The organism is Microvirga terrae, assembly GCF_013307435.2.
In the GTDB taxonomy this organism is placed as follows: Bacteria; Pseudomonadota; Alphaproteobacteria; order Rhizobiales; family Beijerinckiaceae; genus Microvirga; species Microvirga terrae.
Genome location: NZ_CP102845.1, coordinates 3,199,116 through 3,225,652, shown reverse-complemented (window position 1 = coordinate 3,225,652; position 26,537 = coordinate 3,199,116). Strand labels below are relative to the sequence as shown.

The following is a 26,537-nucleotide window of genomic DNA, read 5'->3' as shown; positions in this document are numbered from 1 at the left end:
CCAGGACATGCCTTTCCTGCCTGAAGCGGAGCCCCGCGACGAGCAGGAGGCGATCGGTGCTGCGTCCTTCATCCTGTCCCTGCGCGCCAAAGGCATCCGCGACACGGCGCTGCTGCGCGCGATGGAGCTCGTGCCTCGCGAGGTGTTCGCGCCGCGCCGCTTCACCGACCTGGCGCGCACGGATGTCGCCCTGCCGTTGCCCTGCGGCCAGACCATGACGGGACCGGCGACGGTCGCGGCCATGCTGCTGGCGCTCGGTGTCCAGCCGGGTCAGCGCGTGCTGGAGATCGGAACCGGCAGCGGCTACGTGACGGCGCTGCTGGCGAGGCTCGGCGCCGAGGTCACCAGCGTCGAGCGCTTCAACACCTTGGCGGAGAGCGCGGCGCAGCATCTCAAGATCGTCGACGCGGACAAGGTCCGGCTGGAGGTGGGAGACGGATTGGCGGCGCGTGTCCGGGACCGCTTCGACCGCATTCTGCTCAACGGCGCACGCCCCGAGATCCCACAGACCGTCACGTCTCTCCTCGGCCCGGGCAGCCGTCTGATCGGCGCGATCACGAAGGAGAGCGGGCCCCATCTCGTGCGGATCGACCGCGACGCCGAGGGTGCGCTGACGCAGACGTTCGGCGCATCATTGCGCATTTCGCCTCTCGTCACCGGCGTTGCGGCGACCCTCTAGCGCATCGTGCGGACCCAGCGGGCCGCGTCAGTGAAAAATGGGCCCGGTTTTCCGCGCCCAGCGATGCGCTTATTCAGAAAGAAGCATCGGGTCGGTCCCAGAAGTGCAAGTCCACTCTCGCGTCCGATGCGCCAGGGAATCGGGCCAAAAACATGTCGGCTTTTGGGAGTGTTCCGAACCGAACCAAATTTTTTCGGACAAGGTTACGAGAATCCACGCAGCGTCAACCGATGCTTAACCTGAACAGGCTTTTAATGGCTCCATCGAGTTGCGTTCGGTTGGGGTTGAGTGATGCGGTTGCGTGAGTGTTCTGGGCATTGGGTTGCGGTGTCGCGGATCGCCTTGGTGGGTTTGATCGGCAGTGCGGCGGCAGCCTGCAGTACCGATAGTGCGCGGTTCGCCGAGAACCCGTTCTCAAATCCCTTCGCGGCCAGCGAGCGCATGGACACCACCGCGTCGTCCTCGCCTCAGCCGACGCCGTCCTATGCCCCAGCCCCGATGCCGACACCGTCGGTGCAGGCCCAGGCCCTGCCGCCCGTGCAGTCCCAGCCCCTGCCGCAGCCCACCCGCATCGCCGCCGCTCCCGCCCCGATCCAGCCGCGCCCCGTGCCGGTCGCTCAATCGGTCCCGGCGCAGCCGGCCGGCCAGCCGAAATTCCGCCTCGTCGACACGTCCAAGACTCCGGCCGCCACGACGCCGGTTGCCGCCGCCGAGCCGGTGAAGCGTGTTCGCCCCGGTATGACGTCGACCGCTCAGGCTCCGGCTCCTGCCGCACCCGCAAGGTCAGCTCCGATGCAGGTCGCGTCCGCCACGAACGAGCCGCTCGTGTCCGCGCCGAAGCCTCTGGCGCCCGCTCCGAAGCCGGTCGTCGAGCAGCCCAAGGTTGCCGCCCTGACCCAGCCCGAGCCGGTGAAGCCTGCCGTCGTGCAGCCGGTCGCTCCGGCGCCGCAGCCGGAAGCCGCAAAGGCTCCGGTGGCAGAGCCCGAGCAGACCGCAAGCGTCTCCGGCGATTTCCGCTGGCCGGCCCGCGGCCGCGTCATCGCCGGTTTCGGCGCCAATGGCGGCAACGAGGGCATCAATATCGCGGTTCCCGAAGGCACGCCGGTCAAGGCGGCCGAGGCCGGCACCGTGACCTATGCCGGCAGCGAAGTGAAGGGCTACGGCAACCTCGTCCTGATCAAGCACGAGAACGGCTTCGTCTCGGCCTATGCCCATAACGGTTCGCTCAACGTCAAGCGCGGCGAGCAGGTGAAGCGCGGCCAGGTGATCGCCACGTCCGGCCAGACCGGCAACGTGACCTCGCCGCAGCTCCACTTCGAGATCCGCAAGGGCGCCCAGCCGGTTGACCCCATGAAGCATCTCGGCGGCTGATCGGATCAACGGTTCAGGTCAGCTTCCGCCTGTCGAAGCTGGTCGAATGAGGGGACGGTGGAGCTCAGCCACCGTCCCCTTGCCGTTTCAGATCGCCTTGCCGAGGCGCCCGGCGAGATGCTGAATGAACTGCCAGGCCGTACGTCCCGAGCGTGCGCCGCGGGTGGTGGCCCATTCCAGGGCCTCCGCGCGGACGGCGTCACGGTCCGCCTGGAGGCCGAGATGGTCGACATAGGCGAAGACCATGTCGAGATACTCGTCCTGGCTGCATTTGTGGAAGCCGAGCCAGAGGCCGAACCGGTCGGACAGGGAGACCTTCTCCTCGACCGCCTCGCCCGGGTTGATGGCGGTCGAGCGCTCGTTCTCCATCATGTCGCGCGGCAGCAGGTGGCGCCGGTTCGAGGTGGCGTAGAAGATCACGTTGTCGGGCCGGCCCTCGATGCCGCCTTCCAGCACGGCCTTCAGCGACTTGTAGGAGGTGTCGTCCGCATCGAACGAGAGATCGTCGCAGAACACGATGAAGCGGTGGGGGTCGGCCCGCAGCAGTCCCATGAGATCGGGCAGGGTCTCGATATCCTCCCGGTGGATCTCGATCAGCTTGAGGGGGCGTGCATCGGCAGGCTTGGAGTGGTTGATCTCGGCATGGACCGCCTTGACCAGGGACGATTTGCCCATGCCGCGGGCGCCCCAGAGCAGGGCGTTGTTCGCCGGCAGGCCTCGCGCGAAGCGGTGCGTGTTCTCCGCCAGCTGGTCCCGGACCCGGTCGATGCCGCGCAGGAGGCTCATCTCGACCCGGTTCACCTTCGGCACGGGAGAAAGCCGGCGGCCGGCCGCCTGCCAGACGAAGGCATCGGCTCCGGTCACGTCGGCGTGAGCCGCGGTGGCGGGGGTGAGGCGCTCCAGGGCCTCGGCGATCCGCGTCAAAAGCGCCAGGGATTCGGGAGAGGTGAGATCGGCGGGCATGGGCATCTGACTTCAAGCATGGGTGAGGAAGCCGTGCTTAGCGCATTTTTCCACGAAGGGGATCCGGCTCCGGAGCAAAAATGCCGCCTGTCGCAGGGGAGCGCCGGGTTCGGCCCGGGGGTGCGGTCCTGCGAAACCGGCTCTGCGGCCGACCCCGGAGGGCCGCAGCCCTGCAGGAGCCTTGGGAAAGGCCTTCAACTTCATTGATTTCGGCGAGTCGATGGGTATAGTCCGCCACGCTTTGTAATCCCGTCCGGCGCGGGTGGGCCCAAAACGGGCCTGCCACGCGCCTTTATCCATGGAGAGCCGCTTGTTCATTTCACCTGCCTTCGCACAAGGGGCCCCGGCCGGGGGCGGAACGGAGATGATCCTTCAATTCGTTCCATTCATCCTCATATTCGTCATCATGTGGTTCCTGATCATCCGTCCGCAGCAGCGCCGGGTGAAGGCCCACCAGGAGATGATCAAGAACGTCCGACGCGGCGATACGGTCGTCACGTCCGGCGGCATCATCGGAAAGGTGACCAAGGTCCTCGAGGATTCGGCCGATGTCGAGGTCGAGATCGCCGACGGCGTGAAGGTGAAGGTGGCCCGTGCCATGATCTCCGAGGTCCGCTCCAAGAGCGAGCCGGTCAAGGCCTGATGTGACAAAAGGCCGGCCCTTCCATTTGGGACCAGGGCCGGTTCGCCGCTCCAGAATGCGGCCAGGTGAGTGAGAAAGGTTGAGCTGACGATGCTGCGCTTCTCGAGGTCGAAGATCATCGCCACCGTGGCGATCATTGTGATCGGCCTGCTTCTTGCGGTTCCGAGCATGATGAATCGCGAGCAGCGTCAGGCTTTCCTGAACGCCGTCCCGAGCTGGGTCCCGTCCTGGCTCGTACCGTCCCGCGCCATCGTCCTGGGACTCGACCTTCAAGGCGGGTCCCACGTCCTGCTCGAGGTCGACGCGCAGGACCTGCTGCGCGGCCAGGTCACGATCCTGCGCGACGACGTGCGCCGCATCCTGCGCGACACCCGCGTGTCGTCCCAGAACGGCATTCAGACGGTCCAGCGGGGCGTGCAGATCCGCGTGCCCGATGCCGCGGATCGCGACCGGCTGCTGCCGCGCTTGAGGGAGTTGTCGCAGCCGATCGGCAATGCCGTGATCGGCCAGAGCGGCAACAACACCATCGCGATCAACACCAGTCCGGACGGCGTGATCACGCTGACCTACACGGATGCGGGCATCAACGAGCGCGTGCGCCGCGCCGTCGACCAGTCCATCGAGGTCGTCCGTCGCCGCATCGACTTCGGCGGAACGACGGAGCCGAGCATCCAGCGCCAGGGCGCCGACCGCATTCTCGTCCAGGTTCCCGGCCTCCAGGACCCGCAGCAGCTGAAGGCTCTTCTCGGCGAGACCGGCAATCTCGAGTTCCGCCTGCTGGCCCAGCCGGGCGCGACCGACGTCGACCTGCTCCCCATGGAGGATGCCGGCGGACAGCGCGTGCCCGTCGAGCGCCGAGTGATCGCCGAAGGCGGCGATCTGACGGATGCCCAGCCGGCCTTCGACAGCCAGACCCGCCAGCCGATCGTCAACTTCCGCTTCAACATCCGCGGGGCGCAGCGCTTTGGCCAGGCCACCACGGAGAACCTGGGCCGTCAGCTCGCGATCGTGCTCGACAACCGGGTGATCTCGGCGCCGACGATCCAGTCGCCCATCACGGGCGGCTCCGGCCAGATCTCCGGCAGCTTCACGGTCGAGCAGGTCAACAATCTCGCGGTCCTGCTCCGCTCCGGCGCGCTGCCTGCCAAGCTCACCATCGTGGAAGAGCGCACCGTCGGCCCGGGCCTCGGACGCGATTCTATCGAGGCCGGCAAGATGGCCACCTATGTGGCAGCCATCTTCGTGGTGATCTTCATGTTCGCCACTTACGGCGTCTTCGGCCTCATCGCGAACATCGCGCTCCTCGTCCATGTGGGCCTGATCTTCGGTCTCATGTCCGTGCTGGAAGCGACCCTGACCCTGCCGGGCATCGCCGGCATTGTGCTCACCATCGGCACGGCCGTGGACTCGAACGTGCTCATCTACGAGCGCATCCGCGAAGAGGTGCATGCCGGCCGGTCCATCGTGTCGGGCATCCAGGCCGGCTTCGACCGGGCCTTCGCGACCATCGTGGATTCCAACAGCACCATGGCGATTGCCGCCGTGATCCTGTTCTTCCTCGGCTCCGGTCCGGTGCGCGGCTTCGCGGTCGTGTTCATTCTCGGCATCCTGACGACGGTGATCACCGCCGTTACCCTGACGCGCATGATGATCGCGCTCTGGTATCAGTGGATGCGTCCCAAAGCCCTTCCGTTTTAAGGAGTGCGTATCGTGCGCCTCATCCGCCTCTGGCCCGAAAACTCCCACTTCGACTTCATGCGCCTGCGGCGCTACTCGTTCCCGCTGTCGGCCCTGATCTCGGTGGCGACTGCCATCGTTCTGATGACGGTCGGGCTAAACTTCGGCATCGACTTCAAGGGCGGAACGCTCATGGAGATCCAGGCCAAGTCCGGTCAGGCCAACGTCGCCCAGATCCGCCAGACCGCCGAGAGCTTCGGCTTCGGCGACGTGGAGGTCCAGGAATTCGGCGGCACCGGCGAGGTCTCGCTGCGTTTCCCCATCCAATCGGGCGGCGAGGCCGCGCAGACGGCCGTGGTGCAGAAGGCCCGCGACACTTTCGGCAACGACTACGATTTCCGCCGGGTCGAGACGGTCGGCCCGCGCGTGTCGGGCGAACTCGTCCAGTCGGGCACCATCGGCATCGTGCTCTCGGTGATCGCGGTCCTGTTCTATCTCTGGTTCCGCTTCGAGCGGGAGCTGGCGGTAGCATCGATCATCGGCACGCTCCACGACATCGTGCTCACCATCGGGTTCTTCGTGATCACCCGTCACGAGTTCAACATGACGTCGATCGCCGCGATCCTCACCATCGTGGGCTATTCGCTCAACGAGACGGTGGTGGTGTTCGACAGGACCCGCGAGCTGATGCGTCGCTACAAGGCTATGCCTGCGGAAGAGCTGTTGAATCTCTCGATCAACACCACCATGTCCCGCACGATCATGACGGCGACCACGACGGCGCTGTCGCTCCTGGCTCTGGTCCTCTTCGGCGGACAGGCGATCCAGGGCTTCGCGCAGGTCATGCTCTACGGGGTCGTCATCTGTACGTACTCGGCCATCTGCATCTCGTCGCCCATGCTGATCTATATCGGCCTGCGCGGGTCGGAGACCGTCAAGGTGCCGGAGGGCAGGGCCGCCGCAGCGGAGTAGGACCATGAGCGATGGTCGCCTCTATGACGGCTTCCTGCCGGGACGCTATCCGTTGGACGCCTACGGCAACGGCGGCTTTCGCTTCGGGGACATGTCCCATCGTGGCTCCCTGCTGGCCCTGCCTTCGGGGATTCGGGCCTGGCCGGTCGGTTCCGTGGCCGAGCTGACCGACGAGGCGCTCGACCCGATCTTCGCCGAGGCCGATGCCATCGATCTCCTGCTGCTCGGCACGGGCGCCGACATCGCGGCCATTCCGGCGGGGTTCCGCACGCGCTTTCGCGAGGCCGGGATCGGGCTCGACGTGATGCAGACGGGGGCTGCCGCGCGCACGTACAACATTTTGCTCGCCGAGAACCGCAAGGTCGGCGCCGCCCTGATCGCCGTTCCCTGACATGGCGGAAGCGATTGCCAACTTCGCCCATTGCGAAGCGCTCGTGCGCGAGGCCGATCCGGACCGGTACTGGGCGAGCCTGTTCGCGCCTGCCGAGAAGCGTCCCCACCTCTATGCGCTCTACGCCTTCAACTTCGAGGTGGCCCGCGTCCGCGAAGCGGTGCGGGAGGCGCTCGTCGGCGAGATCCGCCTGCAATGGTGGCGCGACGCCCTGCAGGGCGAGGCGAGGGGCGACGTGCGGGCGAACCCCGTGGCGGCCGCGCTGGACGATACCATCGTCCAGTTCCGGCTGCCCCGTCAGTCCTTCGTCGACCTGATCGATGCCCGGATCTTCGACCTTTACGACGATCCCATGCCGAGCCTGAATGATCTCGAGGGCTATTGCGGCGAGACCTCGTCCAGCCTCATCCAGCTTGCGAGCCTCGTCCTCGCCGACGGCTCCAATCCGGGTACGGCCGATGCGGCGGGGCATGCAGGCGTGGCCTATGCCGTCACCGGGCTTCTTCGGGCCTTCCCGCATCATGCACGGCAGGGGCAGGTCTATATCCCGGCCGATCTCCTGGCCCGCCACGGGGTCGTGCGCGAGGACATCGTGACCGGACGCGGCGGGCCCGGTCTCAACCGCGCCCTAGCCGATCTCCGCGCGGTCGCCCACAGGCACCTCGAACAGGCGCGCAAGCTGCGCGCCACCATTCCCGATGCGGCCAAGCCGGCCTTTCAGCCGCTCGCCTTGGTCGAGCCCTATCTCAGGGCCATGGAGCGGCGAGGCTACGATCCGTTCCACACGCCCGTGGACCTGCCGCAATGGCGGCGGATCTGGGCGCTCTGGCGCGGACCGTTCTAGAGGGGAGCCCGTCCCGTGTCGTCACCGGCCTTGTGCCGGTGATCCCGCTTCGTTGAAGCGCCGCGCTCTTCCGTATTGGGATGGCCGGCGCAAGGCCGGCCACGACGTGAGGAGCATCTGTTCCCGGATGGCACGGAGCGGCCCGGGGAGCGTCCCGGGAGCCGGCTTACTCGGCCGCAGCGGGCAGGACCCCACCTGAGAGCCAGGCCGCCAGATCTGCCCTGGCCCTGTCCGTCAGCGCCTTCTTGCGGGCGACGGCCTTGGCGGGGCCGCGCAGGCGCTTGCCGTCCTCCGCCTTCGGAGCATGGGCCAGAGGCGGGAAGAGCCCGAAATTCACGTTCATGGGCTGGAAGGAGCGCGGCCCCTCGTCGATGGTCTCGATATGCCCGCCCGTGATGTGGTTGATCAGCGCCCCGAGCGCCGTGGTGTGCGGCAGGGGCTCGATCGGCCGGCCGAGCCGCTCGGCAGCGGCGAAGCGGCCGGTCATGAGACCGACGGCGGCGCTCTCGACGTAGCCCTCGCAGCCGGTGATCTGGCCCGCGAAGCGCAGGCGTGGCATCGCCTTCAGGCGCAGGGTCGGATCGAGAAGCTTGGGTGAGTTGAGGTAGGTGTTGCGGTGAATGCCGCCGAGGCGCGCGAACTCGGCGTTCTCCAGGCCCGGGATCATGCGCAGGATCGCGGTCTGCGCGCCGTATTTCAGCTTGGTCTGGAACCCCACCATGTTGAACAGGGTCCCGAGCGCGTTGTCCTGGCGAAGCTGCACGATGGCATAGGGCTTAATGTCGGGATTGCGCGGGTCGGTGAGGCCGACCGGCTTCATCGGTCCGTGGCGCAAGGTCTCGCGGCCGCGCTCGGCCATAACCTCGATCGGCAGGCAACCGTCGAAATACGGCGTGTCGGCCTCCCATTCCTTGAACTCGGTCTTGTCGCCGGCAATCAGCGCATCGACGAAGGCCTCGTACTGCTCCCTGGTCATGGGGCAGTTGATGTAGTCCTTGCCGGTGCCGCCCGGTCCAACCTTGTCGTAGCGCGACTGGAACCAGGCGACGTCCATGTTGATGGACTCGCGGTAGACGATCGGCGCGATGGCGTCGAAGAAGGCGAGCGACGTCTCGCCCGTGAGCGTGAGAATGGCCTCTGCGAGAGCCGGCGACGTGAGGGGCCCGGTGGCGACGATCACGGAAGACCATTCCTCCGGCGGCAGGCCGGCGATTTCGCCCCGCTCGATGGTGACGAGAGGATGTGCCTCGAGCGCGGCCGTCACCGCATTCGAGAAGCCGTCGCGATCGACCGCCAATGCGCCTCCGGCCGGAACCTGGTTGGCATCGCCCTTCGCCATGATCAGGGAGCCGAGACTGCGCATCTCCTGGTGCAGCAGTCCCACGGCATTGGCCTCGGGGTCATCCGAGCGGAAGGAATTGGAGCAGACGAGCTCCGCCAGGCCCTCGGTCTTGTGGGCATCGGTGCCGCGAACCGGGCGCATCTCGTGCAGCACGACCGGGACGCCCGCCTGGGCGATCTGCCAGGCCGCTTCCGAACCGGCGAGTCCGCCGCCGATGACATGGATGGGTTTGAGGGTGCTCATGATCATTCTCCCGAGCGGCTTTGTTGACTCCCTGGGGAGCGCTGGTCAAGTTGAGCCGAATGACTATTGGGAAGGCTTAGAACGCTATGCAATCCAGACGCCCCGTCGTCCTTATTACAGGTGGAAGCCGCGGCATAGGGGCCGCGGTGGCGCAGCTCGCCGCCGCGCGCGGCTACGATGTCGCCATCACCTACCGGTCCGAGCGCGAATCCGCCGAGCGCGTGCTTGCGGCCTGTCGCACATCGGGAGCGGCTGCCGTGGCGTGCCAAGGCGACGTTGCCATGGAGGCCGACGTGGTGCGGATGTTCGACGAGGCTCAATCTGCCCTCGGCCCGATTTCGCATGTGGTCAACAACGCGGGCATCACCGGCAAGTCGAGCCGGCTGGAGCAGGCTGACTCGGACGCCGTCCGGGCCTGCATCGAGGTGAACGTCCTGGGGGCGATCTGGGTCGCCCGAGAGGCGGCCCGGCGCCTTTCCACCAGCCGGGGCGGACCCGGAGGCGCCATCGTCAACATCTCGTCGGTTGCCGCAAGCCTGGGCAGTCCCAACGAATATGTCTGGTACGCGGCCTCGAAGGGCGCCGTCGACTCGCTGACGATCGGGATGGCGAAGGAGCTGGCCAGCGAGGGGATCCGGGTGAATGCCGTCTCGCCGGGGATGACCATGACGGACATCCACGAGCGCAGCACCCAGGATGCCGGTCGGGTGGAGCGCATTCGGCCCCACATCCCCATGAACCGGATCGGGGAGCCGGAGGAGATCGCCGAGGCCGTGCTGTTCCTGATATCGGACGCGGCGTCCTACATCGCCGGGGCCAACCTGTCGGTGTCAGGCGGCCGCTGACGTCTCACAACAGGGGCCTCGACAAGCGAAAGCCCGCCGGAGGGCGGGCTAGGGCCTTGTGCTGCGATGCAGCGTAGTTTTACGCTAAAGCGTTCTGGCGAGCGATGCTCTCGATCTGGAAGCGAGAGATGCCGAGGTCGTCGAGCTCGCGGTCGGAAAGCAGCGAAAGCTCACGGACGGTCTCGCGATAACGCATATAGCTGCGGACCTTAGACAGGATGTACGATACGAACATGGGAAGCTCCTAAACAGTGACCGGCCCCTTTGACCGGTGGCCTTTGTTCTTGCGTTTGCAGTGCGGATATAAGTGGGTGCACTGCAAAAGAGGAGTGGTGATAATGTAGGTCTGTTATGCTTTAGTAGCATAACGTCCTAATGCCACGTTAACCAATTTGCGGATGAGGAATGGCTCTCCCAAGGACGCTCGGAGCGGACAACGAAAGCGGCCCTGTTTCCAGGGCCGTCCGGCAGGCTTGTCAAGGTTCGCTTTGGCCTAGAAAATGAAGAAATCGGCCTTGGACAGGCTCAGGCCGGCGTTCAATTGGGCGAACTTCACGGCCACGACGCCGCCGACCCCGTCGGCATCGTAGAGCAGGGCGCCTGTCTGCTTGTTGTAGATGATCCGGTCGGAGACATCCCGGGCGGCTGAGCCGGTATTGAAGGCTGCGGCCGAGAGCCAGCCGTCGCGTCCCGCCCGGGTGAAGACATGGGCGTCGAGCATGATCGTGTCGTCGCTCGGCCGGAAGTCGGTGATTTTGTCGACGTTGCTCCGGGTCGGCCGCTTGTCGAAGACGAAGTAGTCCTTGCCCGAACCACCGGTCAGCGTATCGTTGTCCAAGCCACCGCTCAGGTAATCACTTCCGGCCCCGCCGCTCACGATGTCGCGGCCGGCGCCCCCGTACAGGTCGTCGTCTCCCCACAGACCGTAGAGATCGTCGGCACCGCTGTCGCCGTACACGATGTCGTCGCCGTCGTAGGAATAGACGATATCGTCGCCGGTCCCGCCGCGGATGACGTCATTGTAATCGTTGCCATAGAAGGTGTCGTTCCCTCCGTTGATCGTCACATACCAGGCATAGCCCTGAAGCTCGTCGACGGTCGTGTAGAGACTGAGATCCTCGATGGACAGGATGGTCTGGCCGTAGTTTTCGTAGACCAGGTCGTCGATCACGACGGTGTAGCCGTCGCTCCAATAGCGGGCGGTGAAGGAGTCGACGATCAGGCTGCCGTCGATTTCGTACTCGGCGACAGTGCCGTCATCGTAAACGAGATCCGTCGTCACCGAGGGGTTGGCCCCGATGAACGCCCAGCCCGAGCTGTCGGTGCTGGACATGTTGAAGCCCACACCCGCTGTGTTGAACGCCTTGAAAACCGCCATGACTGCTCTGTCCCGATGAAAACACTCGATAGCCTTAAGCTATGGCTGTGAACGTGAACTTAAGCTGTATCGCCCCGGTGAGCATTGTTCATCACGGTGGTAAAGAGTTGGTTGATGGGTGCGGGTGAGCGCTCCTGACCCGCGCTCACGATATCTCGGAAGTTCATATTCTTGAACATTTGTTCATCTTCGCCCCACCCGTGCGGGATAAAATCGGTTACTTAAAGTTATTGGGAACAGTCTCATCGGGTTGGCGTTCATCTCCCACCTTTACTGTGATGGAGATGGTCCCGTGAAGAAAATCGCTCTCGGTGCCGCCCTTCTCTTGCTGAGCAGCGCGGCCTACGCACAGACTTCGACGCAGACGGATACGAACAGCAACACCAGCACGACCTCGCAATCCTCCTCGGGTTCGAACCAGATGCTGCGCAACCAGTCCGGCGGCAGCAGAGCCCAGACGGAGACGACCGGTGCCACGCGCAGCGAAAGCTCCGGGGCTCAGATCAATGTCCGAAACCGTGAGGAATCCGGCACCCGCGTCGGTATCGAGACCCGCGAGCGCTCCGGCGTTTCCGTGCGCTCCCGGACCGTGCGCGAGATCGACGAGCCGAGCGTTTCGGTGACCCGCCGCCGCAGCGTGACCACTTATGAGGAGCCCGATACCGAGGTTCATCGCACGGTGGTGAAGAAGAAGCCCACCAAGAAGGTCGCTGTGAAGAAGACGAAGCGCACCAACAAGGTCGTGTCGAAGAAGCGCCGCTATCATGTGGTCGAGGAGCAGCCGGTGGAGGTCCGCCGCCGGACCGTGCGCCGCTACGAGGAGGTCAACGAGCCGAGCGTTTCCGTGAGGAGCCGCACGACGGTCCGCCGGACCCAGGACACCTCGCCGAGCGTCGGCGTGTCGCTCGAGCAGCGTCGCTCCAATGACGTGAATGTTTCGACCAGCCGAACCCGCTCGAGCGCTCCTGAAACGACGGGAACGGTCTCGACGCGCAGCCGGACGGACATGAGCGGCAACTCGGGCGGCAGCAGCTCGAGCTCGGGCGGCAGCTCCACGAACATGCGCCTGCCGCAGCAGGGCGGTTCCTCGTCCCAGGGCGGCAGCACCCCGAACCAGTAATCGCAACGCCCGCGTGAGCCGGGGGAGGGATCCGGAGCCAGGATGCCTCTCCCGCCGTCATTCGGAGTTCCGGAGATCAACCATGAAGAAGCTTTTGGTATCAGTGAGTGTCGCCCTTCTGGCCGCGACGTCCTTCAGCGGCGCGGCGGAAGCGCGCCCCGGCAAAGGCAGAGGCCATGCCTATGGGCATTACAAGAGCCACCAGGCTCCCCGCTACTACGTTCAGCGCCGGCACAACAACAATGCCGCCATCGCGGCCGGGGTGACGGGCGCAATCCTCGGCGGAGCGCTTGCCGCGACGGCGCGGCCCACATACCGAACCTATGAGAGGCCGGCCTACCGGACCTATGAGGCGCCGCGGCGCAGCTATTACCGGGAAGAATACTACGACGACGGGTATTGATACCGGGTCGGGAGGAGCGCCTTCGGGCGCTCCTGCCTCGGATGCCGGTCAGCGACGTTCGTTCCCGACCGAAATGAAGGCCCTGGCCGGCCCATATTCGGTCTGCTTCCTCACATCGAGCTGCACGCGTCCACCGGCATGCGTCCCGTAGCTGTCCGCGGACCGGGCGCGCGATGATCCCACCGACGTCTCTGCTCTCACGCGACCGCTGACGCGCACGCAGGTGTCGGAGGCCTGCAGCATGGCGAAGCCCGGCGGGCAGGCCGTCGCCGCCAGCGGCAGGCTGGTCGGCGCAAGGCTGAAGAAAAGAACGGCGAGGGCGCATCGCGTCATGACGGCTCGAATGTAGCGGCCCGGGCCCTGCCGTGGCAAGGCGCCCTGTCGGAATCAGACGTCGCCCCATCCGGTCTTCCGCCGGCCATAGGATGCGGCAACGTCCGCCCGGTCCACCTCCACATGGAACTGCTCGGTCTTCGGGCTGTAATCCCGGATGGCCCCGATCCCGTAGCGGTATGAGAGCTCGCCTCCGAGCCAGCCGCTGAACAGGAGAAGGGCGGTCTGAATGCCGGACAGCCAGATGCCCCATCCCTGTGCGCCGGCCGCCGGATCGTCGAGGCGGACGCCCACATTGATGAGGGCCAGGGCGACCACCACGAGATTGGCCACCATGTGGGCCCAGGAGACCCAGACGTTGCGCACCCGGTCGATGGTCACGAAGTCGATCAGACCCGGCACGGCGGCGACGAGGGCGGTCACGACCCCGGCGATCAGGAGCCAGTAGGAGACCTGCGCCCAGAACGCATCCCGAGTGGCCATGAAGGCGATGTCGGTTCCGAACGCCCCGATCAGGAAGGCCACGGGAAAGACGATCAGCATGTGGTGAATGGGGTGGCCAGCAATGGCGGCCGTGCTCTGAACGCCATGACGGTGATACATGCCCATGAAAGTCTCCCTGCCGGATATCGCGTCAGGACAAATGCTCCGGCCAACCCTTCGTTCCAGGCGCCTCCTGTCGGGGCCGCCTGGCCCGCCGCAGGGCGGGTCGTCGCAGGGCGGGGTTCTGGACATCGGAGGGCGGATGGGAGATAGCGTCCTATGCATCCTGCGGGATGGGTCGTTGGGGTTCCTCTGCGGCTATCTGGTCGAACCCTACGGCAGCCTCTCCGATGGTCCTTGATCCTGCCACGCTTACCGTTGCCTTCGTGCTGCTTTCGGCGGTGCTCGGAACGTTGTTGCTTTTTTCCTGGGTGCTGAACCGCAGGGTCAGGGCGCTCGCCTGGTGGGGCAGTGCCTTCTGGCTCATCGCCGTGGGGATCGGATCGGCCAATCTGGCTCACGGACAGCCGGCTTACGCGATCCTGCTCGTGGCAAACGCCCTGGCCCTGCTGTGCTACGGGGTTCTCTACACGGGATGCCGGGTCTTCAACGGTCGCCCCGTGTCCGCGACGGCGCTGATTGCCGGGGTGGCGATCTGGACGGCGGCTTTTCCGTTCATCTACAGCTCGCATGGCTTCCGGCTGATCGTCGCATCCCTGATCACGTTCGCCTATTCGACGTTCTCGGCCTGGGAGCTCGGTCGCCATGCTGCGCGACCGCTGGCCTCCTCACGGGTCTCAGTCGTGCTTCTGCTGGCGCTGGCCGTCTTCAACCTGTCCCGTGGAATGCTCGGAATCGGCCTGACCTCCGTGTCGTGGATCGACACCTTCGCGAGCCGGTGGTCTCCCTCCATGGCGCTCCTTCTGGTCATGTTTGGGCCGACCCTGGCGTTCATGTTTCTGTCCATGGGCAAGGAGAGCGTCGAATCCGAGTACAGGCAGGCCGCCCTCGTCGATCCGTTGACCGGAGTTCCGAACCGGCGCGCCTTCATGGAGAATGCTGCCCGGCTCCTCGGGCAGCTCGGTCCTAAGCCGGCGACCTGCCTTCTGTTCGACCTCGACAACTTCAAGGCCATTAACGACCGCTTCGGCCACGATGCAGGCGACCGGATCCTGACGATCTTCGGGGAAGTCCTGGCGGCTCACCTTCCAGGGCAGACCTATGGCCGGCTGGGCGGCGAGGAATTCGGCGCGATCCTGGCGCAGGACTCCCGGGAGGCGGCTCGCCTGGCGGATCGGATCCGACATGCCTTCTCGTCGGCCGGAGCCGCTTCTCTCGGCGGCTTGGCCGCCGCAACCGTCAGCGTCGGCTGCATCACGGATACGGGAGCCGACGCCGCCGCGTTGCTGCGCCGGGCCGATGCCGCGCTGTACCAGGCCAAGCGCGGCGGCCGCAACATCGTCATCGCGGCCTGACGGGGCGCTCCGATCTCACACCACGAAGAAGTCGTGGTAGGTCAGGGCGAGGCCCTTCTTGAGCTGGGCGAACTCCACCGGCTTGCGGGAGCCCGAGCCGTCGGAATCGTAGGAGAGAACACCGGTCTTCTTGTTGTAGAGAATGTAGTCGTTCTGATCCTTGGCCCTGGTGCCGATATGGAAGACATCGGCGTCGAGCTTGGTGGGATTCGCCGACGAGCCTAGTCCTAGCTTGCGGAAGACGGCGTTGTCGAGCCAGATGGAATCGTCCTTCGCCGAGTAGTCGAGGATCGTGTCGAAGTTGACCTTGCGATCCGTCGAAGAGTTTCCAAGTCTGCTGTCGAAGATGAAGACATCGCGGCCCGCATTGCCGCTCAGGATGTCGTTTCCGGCGCCGCCACTGATGCTGTCGTGCCCGTTGCCGCCGAAGACGTAATCCCTGCCCGAATTGCCATAGAGCTTGTCATTTCCTCCGTCCCCGGACACGTGGTCGTTGCCGCCCATTCCCCGGATGGTGTCATTGCCCGAGCGTCCGCTGAGGTCCTCATCCTGCCCGGTGCCCTTGAACGAATTGGATCTCGCGGACCCGATCCATGTCTGCTTCGATGTGAAGACGGCACCTGAATCCGTGCCCGAGATCGCGTTGCCGATGAGCCGGATGAATGTGTCGCCCCCTGCGGTATTCGAGGACTCCTCGCGGATCCCGTAGCGTGCATCGGTCGCGCCGTCGGAATAGATCGTGTTGTTCAGGATCTGTGTGTTCGTCGAGTAGTAGGTCAGCCCGGTCGTGGAATCGAGGCGCATGCGGATGCTGACCTCGTCGAGTTGGTTGTCTCCGACTTGAGCATTGTTGAAGATGAAGCTGTTCCGGACCACGGTCCCTGTGGAGCCTTCGATCCGCACCCCGTTGCCCTGATTGCCGAAGATCGTGGCGCCGTCGACGGTGACGTTGGCCGCCATGTTGAGCAGGACGCCTTCCTTGAGGTTGCCGTAGTACTGGCCGCCTACGATCCTGACGTTGCTGGGCCAACCGATGTTTTCGGAGCCTCGCTGCACGACCACGCCGGCCGATCCGTTGCCGTAGGCGATGTTGTTCTCCAGGAGCAGCCCGGTCGTCGTGGTGGTGATGTTGAACCCGTGCCGGTCGTTGCCGTAGGCGATGTTGTTCCTGTAGATGCCGTTGACGATGTAATCGGCCACGAACCCGTCGAGTCCGTTGCCGTGCGACACGCTGCTCTCGATGGTCAGGCGCAGGGTCTGCTCGTGCGGGTCGAAGCCATAGCCGGAGCAGTTCATCACCTCGACGCGCGCGACGTGGATATCGCTATCCTGCAGCGGACTTCCGGGCTTCACACCCGTATAGAAGCCGTCGATCTTGCCGGTCGTGGCGCCGCGATTGCCGTCGATGGTGAGATCGAAGACGCCCACATTGCTCGTCACGTTGTCGAAGGGGGTGCGAACCACGCCGGTGATGCTGCCGGCCCATCCATCGGCCACCTTGAGAATCGTCCGCCCCATTCCGGCGCCCTGCAGGGCCGTGCCCTCGAGCATTTCGACCGCACCGTCGCTCTTGTCGCCGTTGCCTTTGACGAGCAGGGTGCCGGCAGGCAGTACGACCGTGACGCGACCCCCGGCTGGATCATCGCGGTACGCTTCATACGCTGCTCTGACGGCTGCGTTGAGGGCGGCCGTGTCCTCCAACGCGTCATTGGCTTTCGCGCCGAAACTCGACGCGTCGATAAACAGGGCCATGCAAACAGTCCTTTTCCGACGAGGGAGGCCAGCCTGCATAACCAGCTTTTGCCGGGTTTCGGCGGGCTATTCTTGAGGATTGACCGGCATCGGGGGTAGTCATCCTGAAGCTGCCGGTGATTGTCTCATTGGATAGGAAACTACTCTAAGGTTGATGGCCGGGACCATTCGGAGAGCCCGTCTGCGATTCGGGTCCGCTGGCCCCCGCCCTCAAGCCCGAAAGCGTTGCTTGCGGCCATAATTCCGGTCTCCGACGAGGTTTTTTAAGCACAGACGGCATCAGTGGCAGTTCGTTCCTGCCTCGGGATCCAACGTCCGATTCGGCGCCTCTGATGAAAGAAAGTCGCACTCGATGCGTGGAGCATTCATCGCCCTGCCAGGGTGATCGCGCTCGAAATCGACGCGAAGCGGCCTCGATCCATCAACCTGATCGTTGGATTTCCCGGTAAAACCAATCCTCATCCGGGTCTTTCCTAACCTGCGTTAAAGCGCCCAAGCTCAGGTTGTGTCATCTAGGATGGGACGGAAGCCGGAAGGTCCGATGGCCCGCTATCATTTCCATGTTCAGCTTGCGGACCGTCTCATACCGGACAGGGAAGGCGTCGATCTGCCGAACTTGAGATCGGCCTTCGAACCCGGCAACGCGGCGGCCTGTGCCTCCTGGGATGCTCTGCTGGACGTCATCGGATGCATGCCCAACAGGATCACCGTCATCACCGACGAGGCGGGCCGGATCGTGTTCGTTCTCGCGGTATAGGTGCTCTCTCATGCTGTAAAACTGCTGATCGGATCGGAATCCGCCCTTGTGCCGAGATCACTGCGACGGAGGGAAGCGAGATGCCTCGTTACTATTTCCATCTCCGTTCCAAGGAGACATTCGTCTGGGATCGGGAAGGCGTCGAATTGCCCGATCCCTCCATGGCGTGCGGGGCGGCCTGCTGACTGACAGCAGGCATGGCTGCTATTGGATCGTCGCCGTGACGGACGAGGGCGACGAGGTCATTTATGTCGCGTCCGTGTGAAAGCGCCCCGAACGGTAGGAATAGGTCTCAATTCCCCGATTGTGCGGTCTCGACGGCATGCCGGTCCATGACGCCCGAAACGCGGCCTGATTTCGTCGGCCAGACTTGCGGGCTGATCATGGCCTGAACGTATCGAAAGGGTGCCAATATCCAGGGGGGTATTTCCTTGCCGCATCGTCCGGCAAAGTACTAAAGTTCTAGTGATCTGCCACTTCTGGGATTTAACTCGTGCATTACTCTGCGTTAAACTCTCCTCAAGCAGGTTGTGCAATGGTTCCTAAGGGTGGCGTAGATTGTCTGGGGGCGGGCGTGACAGACGAAGAGATTGAAGCCGTTGCGGAGGAACTGGCGAAGGCCGGTGGAACCTCGTGGTATCCCGGGCGCACGCGCGGCGCTCTCCTAAGGTCCGTGGGCGAGCGCTATCGCGACAGGGCGAGATTGGCGATTGCGGCCCTCGACCGTGTGAGGGCGGCGAATGGGGGCCAGAACGGTCTCCAGGGTCCAGAGCCGCCATCGGAGCCTGAATCCCCGTCTCCGAACAACTCAGACCATATCCAGGTCGGAGCGATCGTCGTGTATCGTCCTCCCGGAGACCAGCGGGCGATTGCTTGCAAAATCGAGCGCCTCGAAGATGGGCGGGCCTACCTCGTACCGGCTCCGCGGCCCGATATCGGCTGGGTCGAGCTGAACAGTTTCGACCCTGTGGGCGAGGCTTCGACCAAAGACGAATGATAGCTGGTCGGGGATGGAGTCTTCACTTCGATGGCAAAAGCCGCTAGCAGATTCCATCCTGTTCAAAGGGGTGACGGTCCCGAAATGCGCTGCTTCTTTCACCTTGTGAACGATCACGAAGAGATCGTCGACAATACAGGGATCGAAGTTCATGACCTGGAGAGCGCCAAGGATCAGGCGCTCCTTGCCGTCACCGAACTGCGCTGCGAGATCGGACAGGACGTCGAGGACTGGTCCGGATGGCGCCTCGACATCGTGTGTTCCCAAGGCACGCTTCTGCATTCCTTGACGCTGAACAGCACCGTGCATTGAATCCAGCAATCGTCTGGAACTCCCATCAACTTTTGATCCGAAGCAAAACCATCATCATTACTTGATGCGCGGTATACGATATAATGTTTTTGAAAGATTCAGACTCATGTTGTATCGTGTGTAATTTTGAATAGAAGTATTCGCAGCGATAAATATTCAGAACCGTGGAACTAACTTCCTCAGACCTGAGTCTATTCATGCGATAGCCCCGTATGGGGTAGCTCCTAGGGAGTACAGAGATGCATTCGCGTGGACGGTTGTTGGGGTTCGGCCGCGAGACTTCGGTGTGCGGCGCGGCGGTTCTTCTGATCTCTTCGTTGATGTGGCAGCCGGCTGCGGCCTGGGATCGAGGCGGGAGCGGCGGTCGCTCGGACGGTCTCGGCGGCGGGCTCGGCGTGAGCGTCGGCGGCGACAGCGGAATTTCTGCGGGCCTCGGAGCAGATATCGGTGGGAGGGGCGGGATTGCGGCTGGTCTTGGTGCAAGCATCGGGGGCTCCGGCGGAACGAGTGCCGGCCTTGGGGCGAATGTGGGCGGTTCTAGCGGCGTCACGGCCGGCGGCGGCGCCAATATAGGCGGACCGAGCGGGGTCTCTGCCGGAGCCAGCGCCAATGTCGGTGGCACGGGTGGAGCCAGTGCTGGGCTCGGAGCCAATGTGGGCGGCTCGTCCGGTGTGAGTGCGGGCGGTCGCGCCAGCATCGGCGGATCCAACGGGGTCACGGCCGCCGCCGGCGCGAGCATCGGGGGCTCGAGTGGTGTCAACGCGGGTCTGGGGGCGAATGTCGGTGGATCGGGTGGCGTGACGGCAGGCCTTGGCGCGAGCGTTGGCGGCTCGCGCGGCGTGAGTGCCGGTGTGGGCGCCGGCGTCGGAGGCTCTGATGGCATCAATGCCGGGGTCGGAATCGGTGTCGGCGGCGGCGCTGGCGCAGGGAGCGGCGCGGGCGGGACCGGTGGGACTATCGGGACGGGAGCGATCGGCAGCGGCGGGACTGGCGGTCTCGCCAATCCAAGCTCCCTGGGCACCGGCAGCGTGCGCAATCCATCCGCGACGGGAAGCGTCAATCCGGTACGGCCCGGTCGTACGGGCCAGACGGAACGCCTCCGGGCCGAGATCCGCCAGATGAGCAACGACGACCGCATGAAGCTGCGCCGCAGCTGCGCCATGGTGACAGCCTCGCCGGACGCTTACGATTCCGACATGCAGGCGCTCTGCCGCCTGATGAGCCGGATGTCGGCTCTCTGAAACGCTCCTGACTACACGCGAAGGGCGCGCTCCACAGGAGCCGCGCCTTTTGCTGTTCGGCTGTCGGAGCGACCCTCAGCGCCAGGCGGTCACGCTAAGAGCGCTCATGCGGTTCTCGACCAGCGATGAGCCGAAACGGGCCGTGAGCGCATCGGCCACCCTGTCGGTGATCTCTTCCAAGCGCTCCGAGGCTCTGGCCTCGATCTCCGCCCGCAGGGGCGTGCCCTGGCAGAGGCCGATCGCCGGATCTCGGGACGTGGAGGCGCGGATGACCTTCTCGACCACCTCGATCTCCACGTTCTCGAACCCGGCCTGCTGCACCTCGCCCCGGATCCGGTCCGGATCGGAATAGGCGAAGGGCACGCGCTCGTAGAATCGGGGCGGGTCGTCGGGGAAGAGGCTTCCCACAGTGTCCGAGACGATGCGGCTGACCTCGTTGCGATCAAGCGTGTCCCACACGCTGAACAGGAATCGTCCGCCTGGCTTGAGCACGCGCAGGGCCTCGCGATAGCCGGCCAGCTTGTCGGGGAAGAACATGACGCCGAACTGACACGCCACCGCGTCGAACGACGTATCCTCGAACGGAAGCCTCTGCGCATCGGCCTGCCGCCATGTCACGTTCGCCGCCTGCAGCCGCTCGGCGGCAAGGTCGAGCATCGCCTGGTTGAGATCGGTCGCGACGATCTCGACCTGCGGCGGCAGCGCCTTCGCGAGCGCCCGTGTGACGATGCCCGTTCCCGCGGCGGTTTCCAGGACCCGGCCCTCCGAGATGTCCTTGAGACGCGCCGCCATGTCCTCGGCATAGGGCTCGAACAGCAGGGGCCCCATGTAGCGCTCGTAGATTGCCGGGATCGAGCCCGCAAAGGCCGTATCGGTGGCGCCCATCATTTCCTCCACCGCGAAAGCCCGGGATGATCGCGCCGGGGCGCCGGGCGTGCAAGTGTCTCAAAAGGCTAAGGGGCAGTCGATCCTCCCGGCGTGACCGGGATGAGCGCCCGATACGCCGGAAAAGCCATGGAATCGGCCGCCGTTGCATGGTCTGTTGCATGGTCTCTTGGGCCGGCCCGGACCTTGCGCCGCGCACGAGGCCTGCAGGATCAGGAGCAAGCATGACGGCCATTCTCGAGTTGCCGGCCTGGCTGGGCGCGATCCTTGCGATGCTGCTCGCCATCGCGGCCTCCGCCGTGCCCTTCGTCGTGCTGCGGCGGATGCTGAGCGACGATCTTCCGACGAAAACCCGCGACGTGGCCGAAACGGTCGCGGTTCGCATCGGCACGATCCACAGCCTCATCCTGGCGCTCGTCTTCGCGGAGGCGCAGTCCACGCACACGAACCTGCAGCAGGAGGTGTCCAAGGAGGTGACGACGATCGAGCATGTCGTGCTCGAGCTGAACCAATGGAACGGGCCGGAAAAGGGTATCCTTCGCGACCAGCTTGCCGCCTACGTCTCGGCAGTGCTGCAGAACGAATGGCAGGCGGCCGCCCATCCCAGGGGCAGCCGGGAGGCGAGGCAGGCCTACAACGCGCTCGATATCGGCATTCTCAACCTGAAGGCCGAGACGCCGCAGCAGCAATCCCTGCGCGCCCGGATGATCATGAACATGGACGACCTGCAGGATCACCGGAAGGCGCGCCTCTCGCTCGCCCATCGCGGGCTTCCCAGCCTGTTCTGGTGGATGGCCCTGACCGGATTCGCCATCATCGTCGGATTCTTCCTCATCTTCCCGGCCAACCTCGCGCACATCGCGATCCTGTCCGTCTACGGAGCCTATACGGGCCTGGCGCTCTATTTCATCCTGGCCCTCAGCCACCCTTACGCCGGTCCCGCCGCCATCGACACGGCGCCCTACCAGATGGTGCTGGAGGATGAGCTGACGCCCGGCTAATCTGCGTTTCACGTCGGGAACGGTGCTCTCGCTCTCGTTTCGCCCAGACAGGAAAGGCAACGGCCATGTGGAAAGATCGACGCGTTCTCGACCTCTTCGGGATCGAACGTCCCATCATCCAGGCCCCCATGGCAGGTGCCAACCTGTCCGATATGGTCATCGCGGTCTCAGAGGCTGGAGGCCTGGGTTCGCTGCCCTGCGCGCTGCTGAGCCACGACAAGGCCAGGGAGGAATTGTCCCGAATCCGGCAGGCAACGTCGAAGCCCGTCAACGTCAACTTCTTCTGTCACCGGGCTCCCATCGTCGATGCCGGGCGGGAAGCGGCCTGGAAGCAGCGTTTGAGAGGCTATTATCTGGAACTCGGGCTCGACCCGGACCGACCGACCCCGCCGTCGACACGCGCCCCCTTCGACGAGACGTTTCTCGGCCTGGTGGAAGAGTTCAGGCCGGAGGTGGTGAGCTTCCATTTCGGGCTGCCGCAACCGGACCTGTTGAACCGGGTGAAGGACGCCGGCGCCAAAGTCATGTCCTCGGCGACGACCGTCGAGGAGGCGCGCTGGCTCGAACGCGAGGGCTGCGACGCCATCATCGCGCAGGGCTTCGAAGCGGGTGGCCATCGCGGCCTCTTCCTGACAGATGAGATCACGACCCAAGTCGGCACCCTGGCTCTGGTCCCGCAGGTGGTCGATACCGTCAAAGTACCGGTCATCGCTGCAGGCGGCATCGCCGACGCGCGCGGCATCGTGGCGGCGTTCGCCCTCGGCGCGTCGGCCGTGCAGATCGGCACCGCCTATTTGTTCACCCCGGAAGCCACCATATCGCCGGTACACAGGGAGGCCCTGAAGAGCGCCGGGGCCGAGAAGACCGCGTTGACGAATGTGTTCACCGGACGCCCGGCGAGGGGAATCCTCAACCGGATCATGCGGGAGATAGGCCCGATAGCATCGGACGCGCCCGCGTTCCCGCTTGCAGGCGGCGCACTCGCCCCCTTGCGTCAGAAGTCCGAGCCGCTCGGCTCGGGCGATTTCATGTCGCTCTGGTCAGGGCAGGCGGCCCCGCTTGCCAGAGAAATGTCTGCCGGCGAGCTGACGAAGACGCTTGCGGAAGAGGTTCTGGCACGGCTCTCGTCCCGGTGAGAACCGGCAGGCTTACTCCGCCGCCTGCCGCGTCACCTTCTTGTCTTTCTTCGCCGGAGCCTTTTTGGCGGCATCCTTCGCAGGCGCTTCCTTCTTCAAGGGCCTGCGCTCCAGCACTTCCTTGAGGAAGCGACCGGTGTGGCTCGCCTCTGCTGCGGCAATGTCCTCCGGCGTGCCCTGGGCGACGATCTGGCCGCCGCCGTTGCCGCCTTCGGGTCCCATGTCGATCACCCAGTCGGCGGTTTTGATGACCTCGAGATTGTGCTCGATGACCACGACCGTGTTGCCCTGGTCGACGAGCTCGTGCAGCACCTCGAGCAGCTTCGCCACATCGTGGAAGTGCAGACCGGTCGTCGGCTCGTCGAGGATGTAGAGCGTGCGTCCGGTGGCGCGCTTGGAGAGCTCCTTCGACAGCTTGACGCGCTGCGCTTCGCCGCCGGAGAGGGTCGTCGCCTGCTGGCCCACATGCACGTAGTCGAGGCCGACGCGGGCCAGCGTCTGCATCTTCTCGCGGATCGACGGAACCGCCTTGAACAGCTCGCGCGCTTCCTCGACGGTCATGTCGAGCACGTCGGCGATGGACTTCTCGCGGTACTTCACCTCCAGGGTCTCGCGATCGTAGCGCTTGCCCTTGCATACGTCGCAGGTGACGTAGACGTCGGGCAGGAAGTGCATCTCGATCTTGATCACGCCGTCGCCTGAGCAGGCCTCGCAGCGGCCGCCCTTGACGTTGAAGGAGAAGCGGCCCGCCTGGTAGCCGCGCGCCTTCGCCTCGGGCAGGCCCGCGAACCATTCGCGGATCGGCGTGAACGCCCCGACGTAAGTGGCCGGGTTCGAGCGTGGCGTACGGCCGATGGGCGACTGGTCGATGTCGATGACCTTGTCGAGATGCTCCAGGCCCTCGATGCGGTCGAACGGCGCGGGATGCTCCAGGGCGCCGTTGAGCTTGCGCGCCACGGCCTTGTAGAGTGTATCGATGACCAGGGTGGACTTGCCGCCGCCGGACACCCCGGTGATGCACGTGAAGGTGCCGAGCGGGATCTCCGCCGTCACGTCCTTCAGGTTGTTGCCCTTCGCGCCGACGAGCTTGATCTTGCGCTTCGGATCGGGCTTGCGGCGCTTGCCCGGCACCTTCACGGACATCTCGCCCGTGAGATACTTGCCGGTCAGCGACTTCCGATTCGACATGATCTCGTCGGGCGTGCCCTCGGCGACGATCTCGCCACCATGGATGCCGGCGCCGGGGCCTATATCGAACACGTAGTCGGCGTGCAGGATGGCATCCTCGTCATGCTCCACCACGATTACCGTGTTGCCGAGATCGCGCAGGCGCTTGAGGGTGACGAGCAGGCGCTCGTTGTCGCGCTGGTGCAGGCCGATGGAGGGCTCGTCGAGCACGTAGAGAACGCCCGTGAGGCCGGAGCCGATCTGGGACGCCAGACGGATGCGCTGGCTCTCGCCGCCCGACAAGGTGCCCGAGGAGCGGGCGAGCGTCAGGTATTCCAGGCCCACATCGACCAGGAAGGTGAGGCGCTCGCGGATCTCCTTGAGAATGCGGCCGGCAATCTCGTTCTGCTTCTTGGTGAGCTTCTTCGACAGGTCGCTGAACCAGAGATGGGCGTCCTTCACGGAGAGCGCCGTGGCGTCGCCGATATCGGAGCCCGCGATCTTCACCGCGAGCGCTTCCGGCTTCAGGCGCTTGCCGCCGCAGGCCTCGCAGGGCGTCTCGCCCATGAAGCGGCCGATTTCCTCGCGGGCCCAGTCGCTCTCGGTTTCCTTGTAGCGGCGCTCGAGATTGGGGATCACGCCCTCGAAGGGCTTTCTCACCTCGTAGGCGCGAAGCCCGTCGTCATAGGCCATGCGGATGGTCTCGCCGTTCGACCCGTAGAGGATGACGTCGCGCACCTTCTCCGGAAGCTCCGTCCAGGGCTTCGTCATGGACGCCTTGAAGTGCTTGGTGATTGCCTCGAGGGTCTGGCCGTAATAGGGCGAGGTCGACTTCGCCCAGGGGAGGATGGCTCCGCGCTTGAGCGAAAGCGTCTCGTCCACGACCAGCGCCTCGTCGATGCGCATCTCGTGGCCGATGCCGCTGCAGGTCGGGCAGGCGCCGAAGGGATTGTTGAACGAGAACAGACGCGGCTCGATCTCGGGGATCGTGAAACCGGAGACCGGGCAGGCGAACTTGGACGAGAACACGATGCGCTTCGGCTGCCCCTTCTCGTCCTTGTCGTCGGCATATTCGATGACCGCGATGCCGTCGGTGAGCTCGAGGGCCGTCTCGAAGGATTCCGACAGGCGCGCGGCGATGTCGGCCCGCACCACGATCCGGTCCACCACCACGTCGATGTCGTGCTTGAACTTCTTGTCGAGGGCAGGGGCCTCGTCGATGGCGTAGTACTCGCCGTCGATCTTCAGGCGCTGGAAGCCCTTCTTCTGGAACTCGGCGATCTCCTTGCGGTACTCGCCCTTGCGGCCGCGCACCACCGGGGCCAGAAGGTAAAGCCTCGTCTTCTCCGGCAGGTCCAGCACCCGGTCGACCATCTGGGAGACGGTCTGGCTCTCGATGGGCAGGCCGGTGGCGGGCGAATAGGGGATGCCGACGCGTGCCCAGAGCAGGCGCATGTAGTCGTAGATCTCAGTGACGGTCCCGACCGTCGAGCGCGGGTTCTTCGAGGTGGTCTTCTGCTCGATGGAGATGGCGGGCGAGAGACCGTCGATCTGGTCCACGTCCGGCTTCTGCATCATCTCCAGGAACTGGCGGGCATAGGCCGACAGGGACTCGACGTAGCGGCGCTGCCCCTCGGCATAGATCGTGTCGAAGGCGAGCGACGACTTGCCGGAGCCCGACAGCCCGGTGAAGACCACGAACCTGTCCCGCGGGACCATGAGGTCGACGTTCTTGAGATTGTGCTCCCGCGCGCCCCGGACGGAGATGACGCGCGCATCCGGGTCTCCCGCCTTCGCGCGGTTGAACAGATCGTCGAGTTTAGCCATTGCCCGCTAGCCTTTTGAGGAAATCCGGCCTCGTCAGGCCGGTCCCCGCATATGTGATGCCTCACCCGCCGGTGCAATGCGGCGGATGATTCCAGGTGTTTGATCCTAGAACAAAGAGGGTACGAGGGGCAAGCGCAACTCTTCAGGTCGAGGGAAGCCCAGCGATCCACGCCGGTCGACGTGCGATTTGTCATTGTATTGCAGAAGTGCGAGTCCCGGCCTCTTGTCGAACGGCCGAGCTCATCTAGCTTAATTGAAACGAAATAACAACACAGAGGTGGTCGGGGACTCAAGCAAAGG

At 64.8% G+C, this 26,537-nt stretch carries 27 protein-coding genes; 18 read left to right on the top strand and 9 right to left on the bottom strand.

The genetic code is table 11. The features are described 5' to 3' along the window. Nucleotides 1-7 precede the first annotated feature (7 nt). Nucleotides 8-679, top strand: a complete 672-nt coding sequence (locus HPT29_RS15180; protein WP_247654588.1) for a protein-L-isoaspartate O-methyltransferase family protein — start codon at nt 8-10, stop codon at nt 677-679. A 345-nt stretch (nt 680-1,024) separates the two neighbouring features. After that, on the top strand, nt 1,025-2,050 hold the full coding sequence (locus tag HPT29_RS15175) for a peptidoglycan DD-metalloendopeptidase family protein (RefSeq protein ID WP_259060051.1): 1,026 nt from the start codon (nt 1,025-1,027) through the stop codon (nt 2,048-2,050). Nucleotides 2,051-2,137: 87 nt separating this feature from the next. On the opposite strand, the gene HPT29_RS15170 is transcribed toward HPT29_RS15175, so the two are convergent. After that, nucleotides 2,138-3,019: an ATP-binding protein gene (locus tag HPT29_RS15170; protein WP_432807252.1), complete on the bottom strand. Its 882-nt coding sequence runs from the start codon at nt 3,017-3,019 to the stop codon at nt 2,138-2,140. 304 nt (nt 3,020-3,323) lie between these two features. Here HPT29_RS15170 and yajC point away from each other — a divergent pair, with 304 nt between their 5' ends. From yajC to HPT29_RS15145, 5 genes are all read left to right on the top strand, one after another. Beyond that, a complete protein-coding gene (gene yajC, locus HPT29_RS15165) occupies nt 3,324-3,656 on the top strand; it encodes a preprotein translocase subunit YajC (RefSeq protein WP_247654589.1) in 333 nt (110 codons plus the stop codon). Between the two features lie 90 nt (nt 3,657-3,746). Then, on the top strand, nt 3,747-5,354 hold the full coding sequence (gene secD, locus HPT29_RS15160; protein WP_173948187.1) for a protein translocase subunit SecD: 1,608 nt from the start codon (nt 3,747-3,749) through the stop codon (nt 5,352-5,354). A gap of 12 nt (nt 5,355-5,366) precedes the next feature. After that, nucleotides 5,367-6,305 carry a protein translocase subunit SecF gene (gene secF, locus HPT29_RS15155; RefSeq protein WP_173948186.1) on the top strand — a complete coding sequence of 313 codons (939 nt, stop codon included), beginning with the start codon at nt 5,367-5,369 and terminating at the stop codon, nt 6,303-6,305. A 4-nt stretch (nt 6,306-6,309) separates the two neighbouring features. Next, nucleotides 6,310-6,696 carry an Mth938-like domain-containing protein gene (locus tag HPT29_RS15150; RefSeq protein WP_173948185.1) on the top strand — a complete coding sequence of 129 codons (387 nt, stop codon included), beginning with the start codon at nt 6,310-6,312 and terminating at the stop codon, nt 6,694-6,696. A gap of 1 nt (nt 6,697) precedes the next feature. Continuing rightward, nucleotides 6,698-7,540 (top strand): phytoene/squalene synthase family protein, encoded by an 843-nt coding sequence (locus tag HPT29_RS15145; protein ID WP_173948184.1) that lies wholly within the window; start codon nt 6,698-6,700, stop codon nt 7,538-7,540. 166 nt (nt 7,541-7,706) lie between these two features. Here the strand turns inward: HPT29_RS15145 and trmFO are convergent, their stop codons facing one another. Continuing rightward, a complete protein-coding gene (gene trmFO, locus HPT29_RS15140; protein WP_173948183.1) occupies nt 7,707-9,125 on the bottom strand; it encodes a methylenetetrahydrofolate--tRNA-(uracil(54)-C(5))-methyltransferase (FADH(2)-oxidizing) TrmFO in 1,419 nt (472 codons plus the stop codon). A gap of 86 nt (nt 9,126-9,211) precedes the next feature. Between trmFO and HPT29_RS15135 the strand changes: the two genes are divergently transcribed. After that, nucleotides 9,212-9,970, top strand: a complete 759-nt coding sequence (locus HPT29_RS15135; protein WP_173948182.1) for a glucose 1-dehydrogenase — start codon at nt 9,212-9,214, stop codon at nt 9,968-9,970. 79 nt (nt 9,971-10,049) lie between these two features. Here the strand turns inward: HPT29_RS15135 and HPT29_RS15130 are convergent, their stop codons facing one another. Continuing rightward, entirely contained in the window at nt 10,050-10,205 is a 156-nt protein-coding gene (locus HPT29_RS15130) for a DUF1127 domain-containing protein (RefSeq protein WP_173948181.1), read from the bottom strand. 258 nt (nt 10,206-10,463) lie between these two features. Next, on the bottom strand, nt 10,464-11,348 hold the full coding sequence (locus tag HPT29_RS15125) for a calcium-binding protein (protein WP_173948180.1): 885 nt from the start codon (nt 11,346-11,348) through the stop codon (nt 10,464-10,466). A 292-nt stretch (nt 11,349-11,640) separates the two neighbouring features. On the opposite strand from HPT29_RS15125, the gene HPT29_RS15120 reads away from it, so the two are divergent. Both HPT29_RS15120 and HPT29_RS15115 read left to right on the top strand, forming a co-directional pair. Next, nucleotides 11,641-12,468, top strand: a complete 828-nt coding sequence (locus HPT29_RS15120) for a hypothetical protein (protein WP_173948179.1) — start codon at nt 11,641-11,643, stop codon at nt 12,466-12,468. A gap of 82 nt (nt 12,469-12,550) precedes the next feature. After that, nucleotides 12,551-12,871: a hypothetical protein gene (locus HPT29_RS15115; RefSeq protein WP_173948178.1), complete on the top strand. Its 321-nt coding sequence runs from the start codon at nt 12,551-12,553 to the stop codon at nt 12,869-12,871. 48 nt (nt 12,872-12,919) lie between these two features. Here the strand turns inward: HPT29_RS15115 and HPT29_RS15110 are convergent, their stop codons facing one another. Next, nucleotides 12,920-13,204 (bottom strand): porin, encoded by a 285-nt coding sequence (locus HPT29_RS15110; RefSeq protein ID WP_173948177.1) that lies wholly within the window; start codon nt 13,202-13,204, stop codon nt 12,920-12,922. Between the two features lie 54 nt (nt 13,205-13,258). Further along, complete coding sequence (locus tag HPT29_RS15105) at nt 13,259-13,813, bottom strand: DUF2231 domain-containing protein (RefSeq protein WP_173948176.1); 555 nt, start codon at nt 13,811-13,813, stop codon at nt 13,259-13,261. Nucleotides 13,814-14,037: 224 nt separating this feature from the next. Here HPT29_RS15105 and HPT29_RS15100 point away from each other — a divergent pair, with 224 nt between their 5' ends. Beyond that, entirely contained in the window at nt 14,038-15,162 is a 1,125-nt protein-coding gene (locus tag HPT29_RS15100) for a GGDEF domain-containing protein (protein WP_173948175.1), read from the top strand. Nucleotides 15,163-15,177: 15 nt separating this feature from the next. Here the strand turns inward: HPT29_RS15100 and HPT29_RS15095 are convergent, their stop codons facing one another. Further along, on the bottom strand, nt 15,178-16,914 hold the full coding sequence (locus HPT29_RS15095) for a right-handed parallel beta-helix repeat-containing protein (protein ID WP_173948174.1): 1,737 nt from the start codon (nt 16,912-16,914) through the stop codon (nt 15,178-15,180). Nucleotides 16,915-17,455: 541 nt separating this feature from the next. Here HPT29_RS15095 and HPT29_RS15090 point away from each other — a divergent pair. From HPT29_RS15090 to HPT29_RS15075, 5 genes are all read left to right on the top strand, one after another. Beyond that, nucleotides 17,456-17,671, top strand: a complete 216-nt coding sequence (locus HPT29_RS15090) for a DUF6894 family protein (protein WP_173948173.1) — start codon at nt 17,456-17,458, stop codon at nt 17,669-17,671. Continuing rightward, nucleotides 17,602-17,856, top strand: coding sequence for a DUF6894 family protein (locus tag HPT29_RS28835; RefSeq protein WP_432807251.1), 255 nt, complete (start codon nt 17,602-17,604; stop codon nt 17,854-17,856). Before HPT29_RS15090 ends, HPT29_RS28835 begins: the two co-directional genes overlap by 70 nt. A gap of 389 nt (nt 17,857-18,245) precedes the next feature. Continuing rightward, complete coding sequence (locus HPT29_RS15085; RefSeq protein ID WP_259060048.1) at nt 18,246-18,668, top strand: hypothetical protein; 423 nt, start codon at nt 18,246-18,248, stop codon at nt 18,666-18,668. 84 nt (nt 18,669-18,752) lie between these two features. Further along, nucleotides 18,753-18,980 (top strand): DUF6894 family protein, encoded by a 228-nt coding sequence (locus tag HPT29_RS15080; protein WP_259060046.1) that lies wholly within the window; start codon nt 18,753-18,755, stop codon nt 18,978-18,980. Between the two features lie 239 nt (nt 18,981-19,219). Further along, the gene (locus tag HPT29_RS15075) at nt 19,220-20,221 is read left to right on the top strand and encodes a hypothetical protein (RefSeq protein WP_173948171.1); all 1,002 of its coding nucleotides are present in this window, start codon (nt 19,220-19,222) and stop codon (nt 20,219-20,221) included. Between the two features lie 75 nt (nt 20,222-20,296). Here HPT29_RS15075 and HPT29_RS15070 read toward each other — a convergent pair whose 3' ends face one another. After that, nucleotides 20,297-21,106: a class I SAM-dependent methyltransferase gene (locus HPT29_RS15070; RefSeq protein WP_173948170.1), complete on the bottom strand. Its 810-nt coding sequence runs from the start codon at nt 21,104-21,106 to the stop codon at nt 20,297-20,299. A gap of 224 nt (nt 21,107-21,330) precedes the next feature. Between HPT29_RS15070 and HPT29_RS15065 the strand changes: the two genes are divergently transcribed. After that, on the top strand, nt 21,331-22,107 hold the full coding sequence (locus HPT29_RS15065; RefSeq protein ID WP_173948169.1) for a bestrophin-like domain: 777 nt from the start codon (nt 21,331-21,333) through the stop codon (nt 22,105-22,107). A 65-nt stretch (nt 22,108-22,172) separates the two neighbouring features. Further along, complete coding sequence (locus HPT29_RS15060) at nt 22,173-23,243, top strand: NAD(P)H-dependent flavin oxidoreductase (RefSeq protein ID WP_173948168.1); 1,071 nt, start codon at nt 22,173-22,175, stop codon at nt 23,241-23,243. Between the two features lie 12 nt (nt 23,244-23,255). On the opposite strand, the gene uvrA is transcribed toward HPT29_RS15060, so the two are convergent. Further along, the gene (gene uvrA / locus HPT29_RS15055; protein WP_173948167.1) at nt 23,256-26,237 is read right to left on the bottom strand and encodes an excinuclease ABC subunit UvrA; all 2,982 of its coding nucleotides are present in this window, start codon (nt 26,235-26,237) and stop codon (nt 23,256-23,258) included. Nucleotides 26,238-26,537 lie beyond the last annotated feature (300 nt).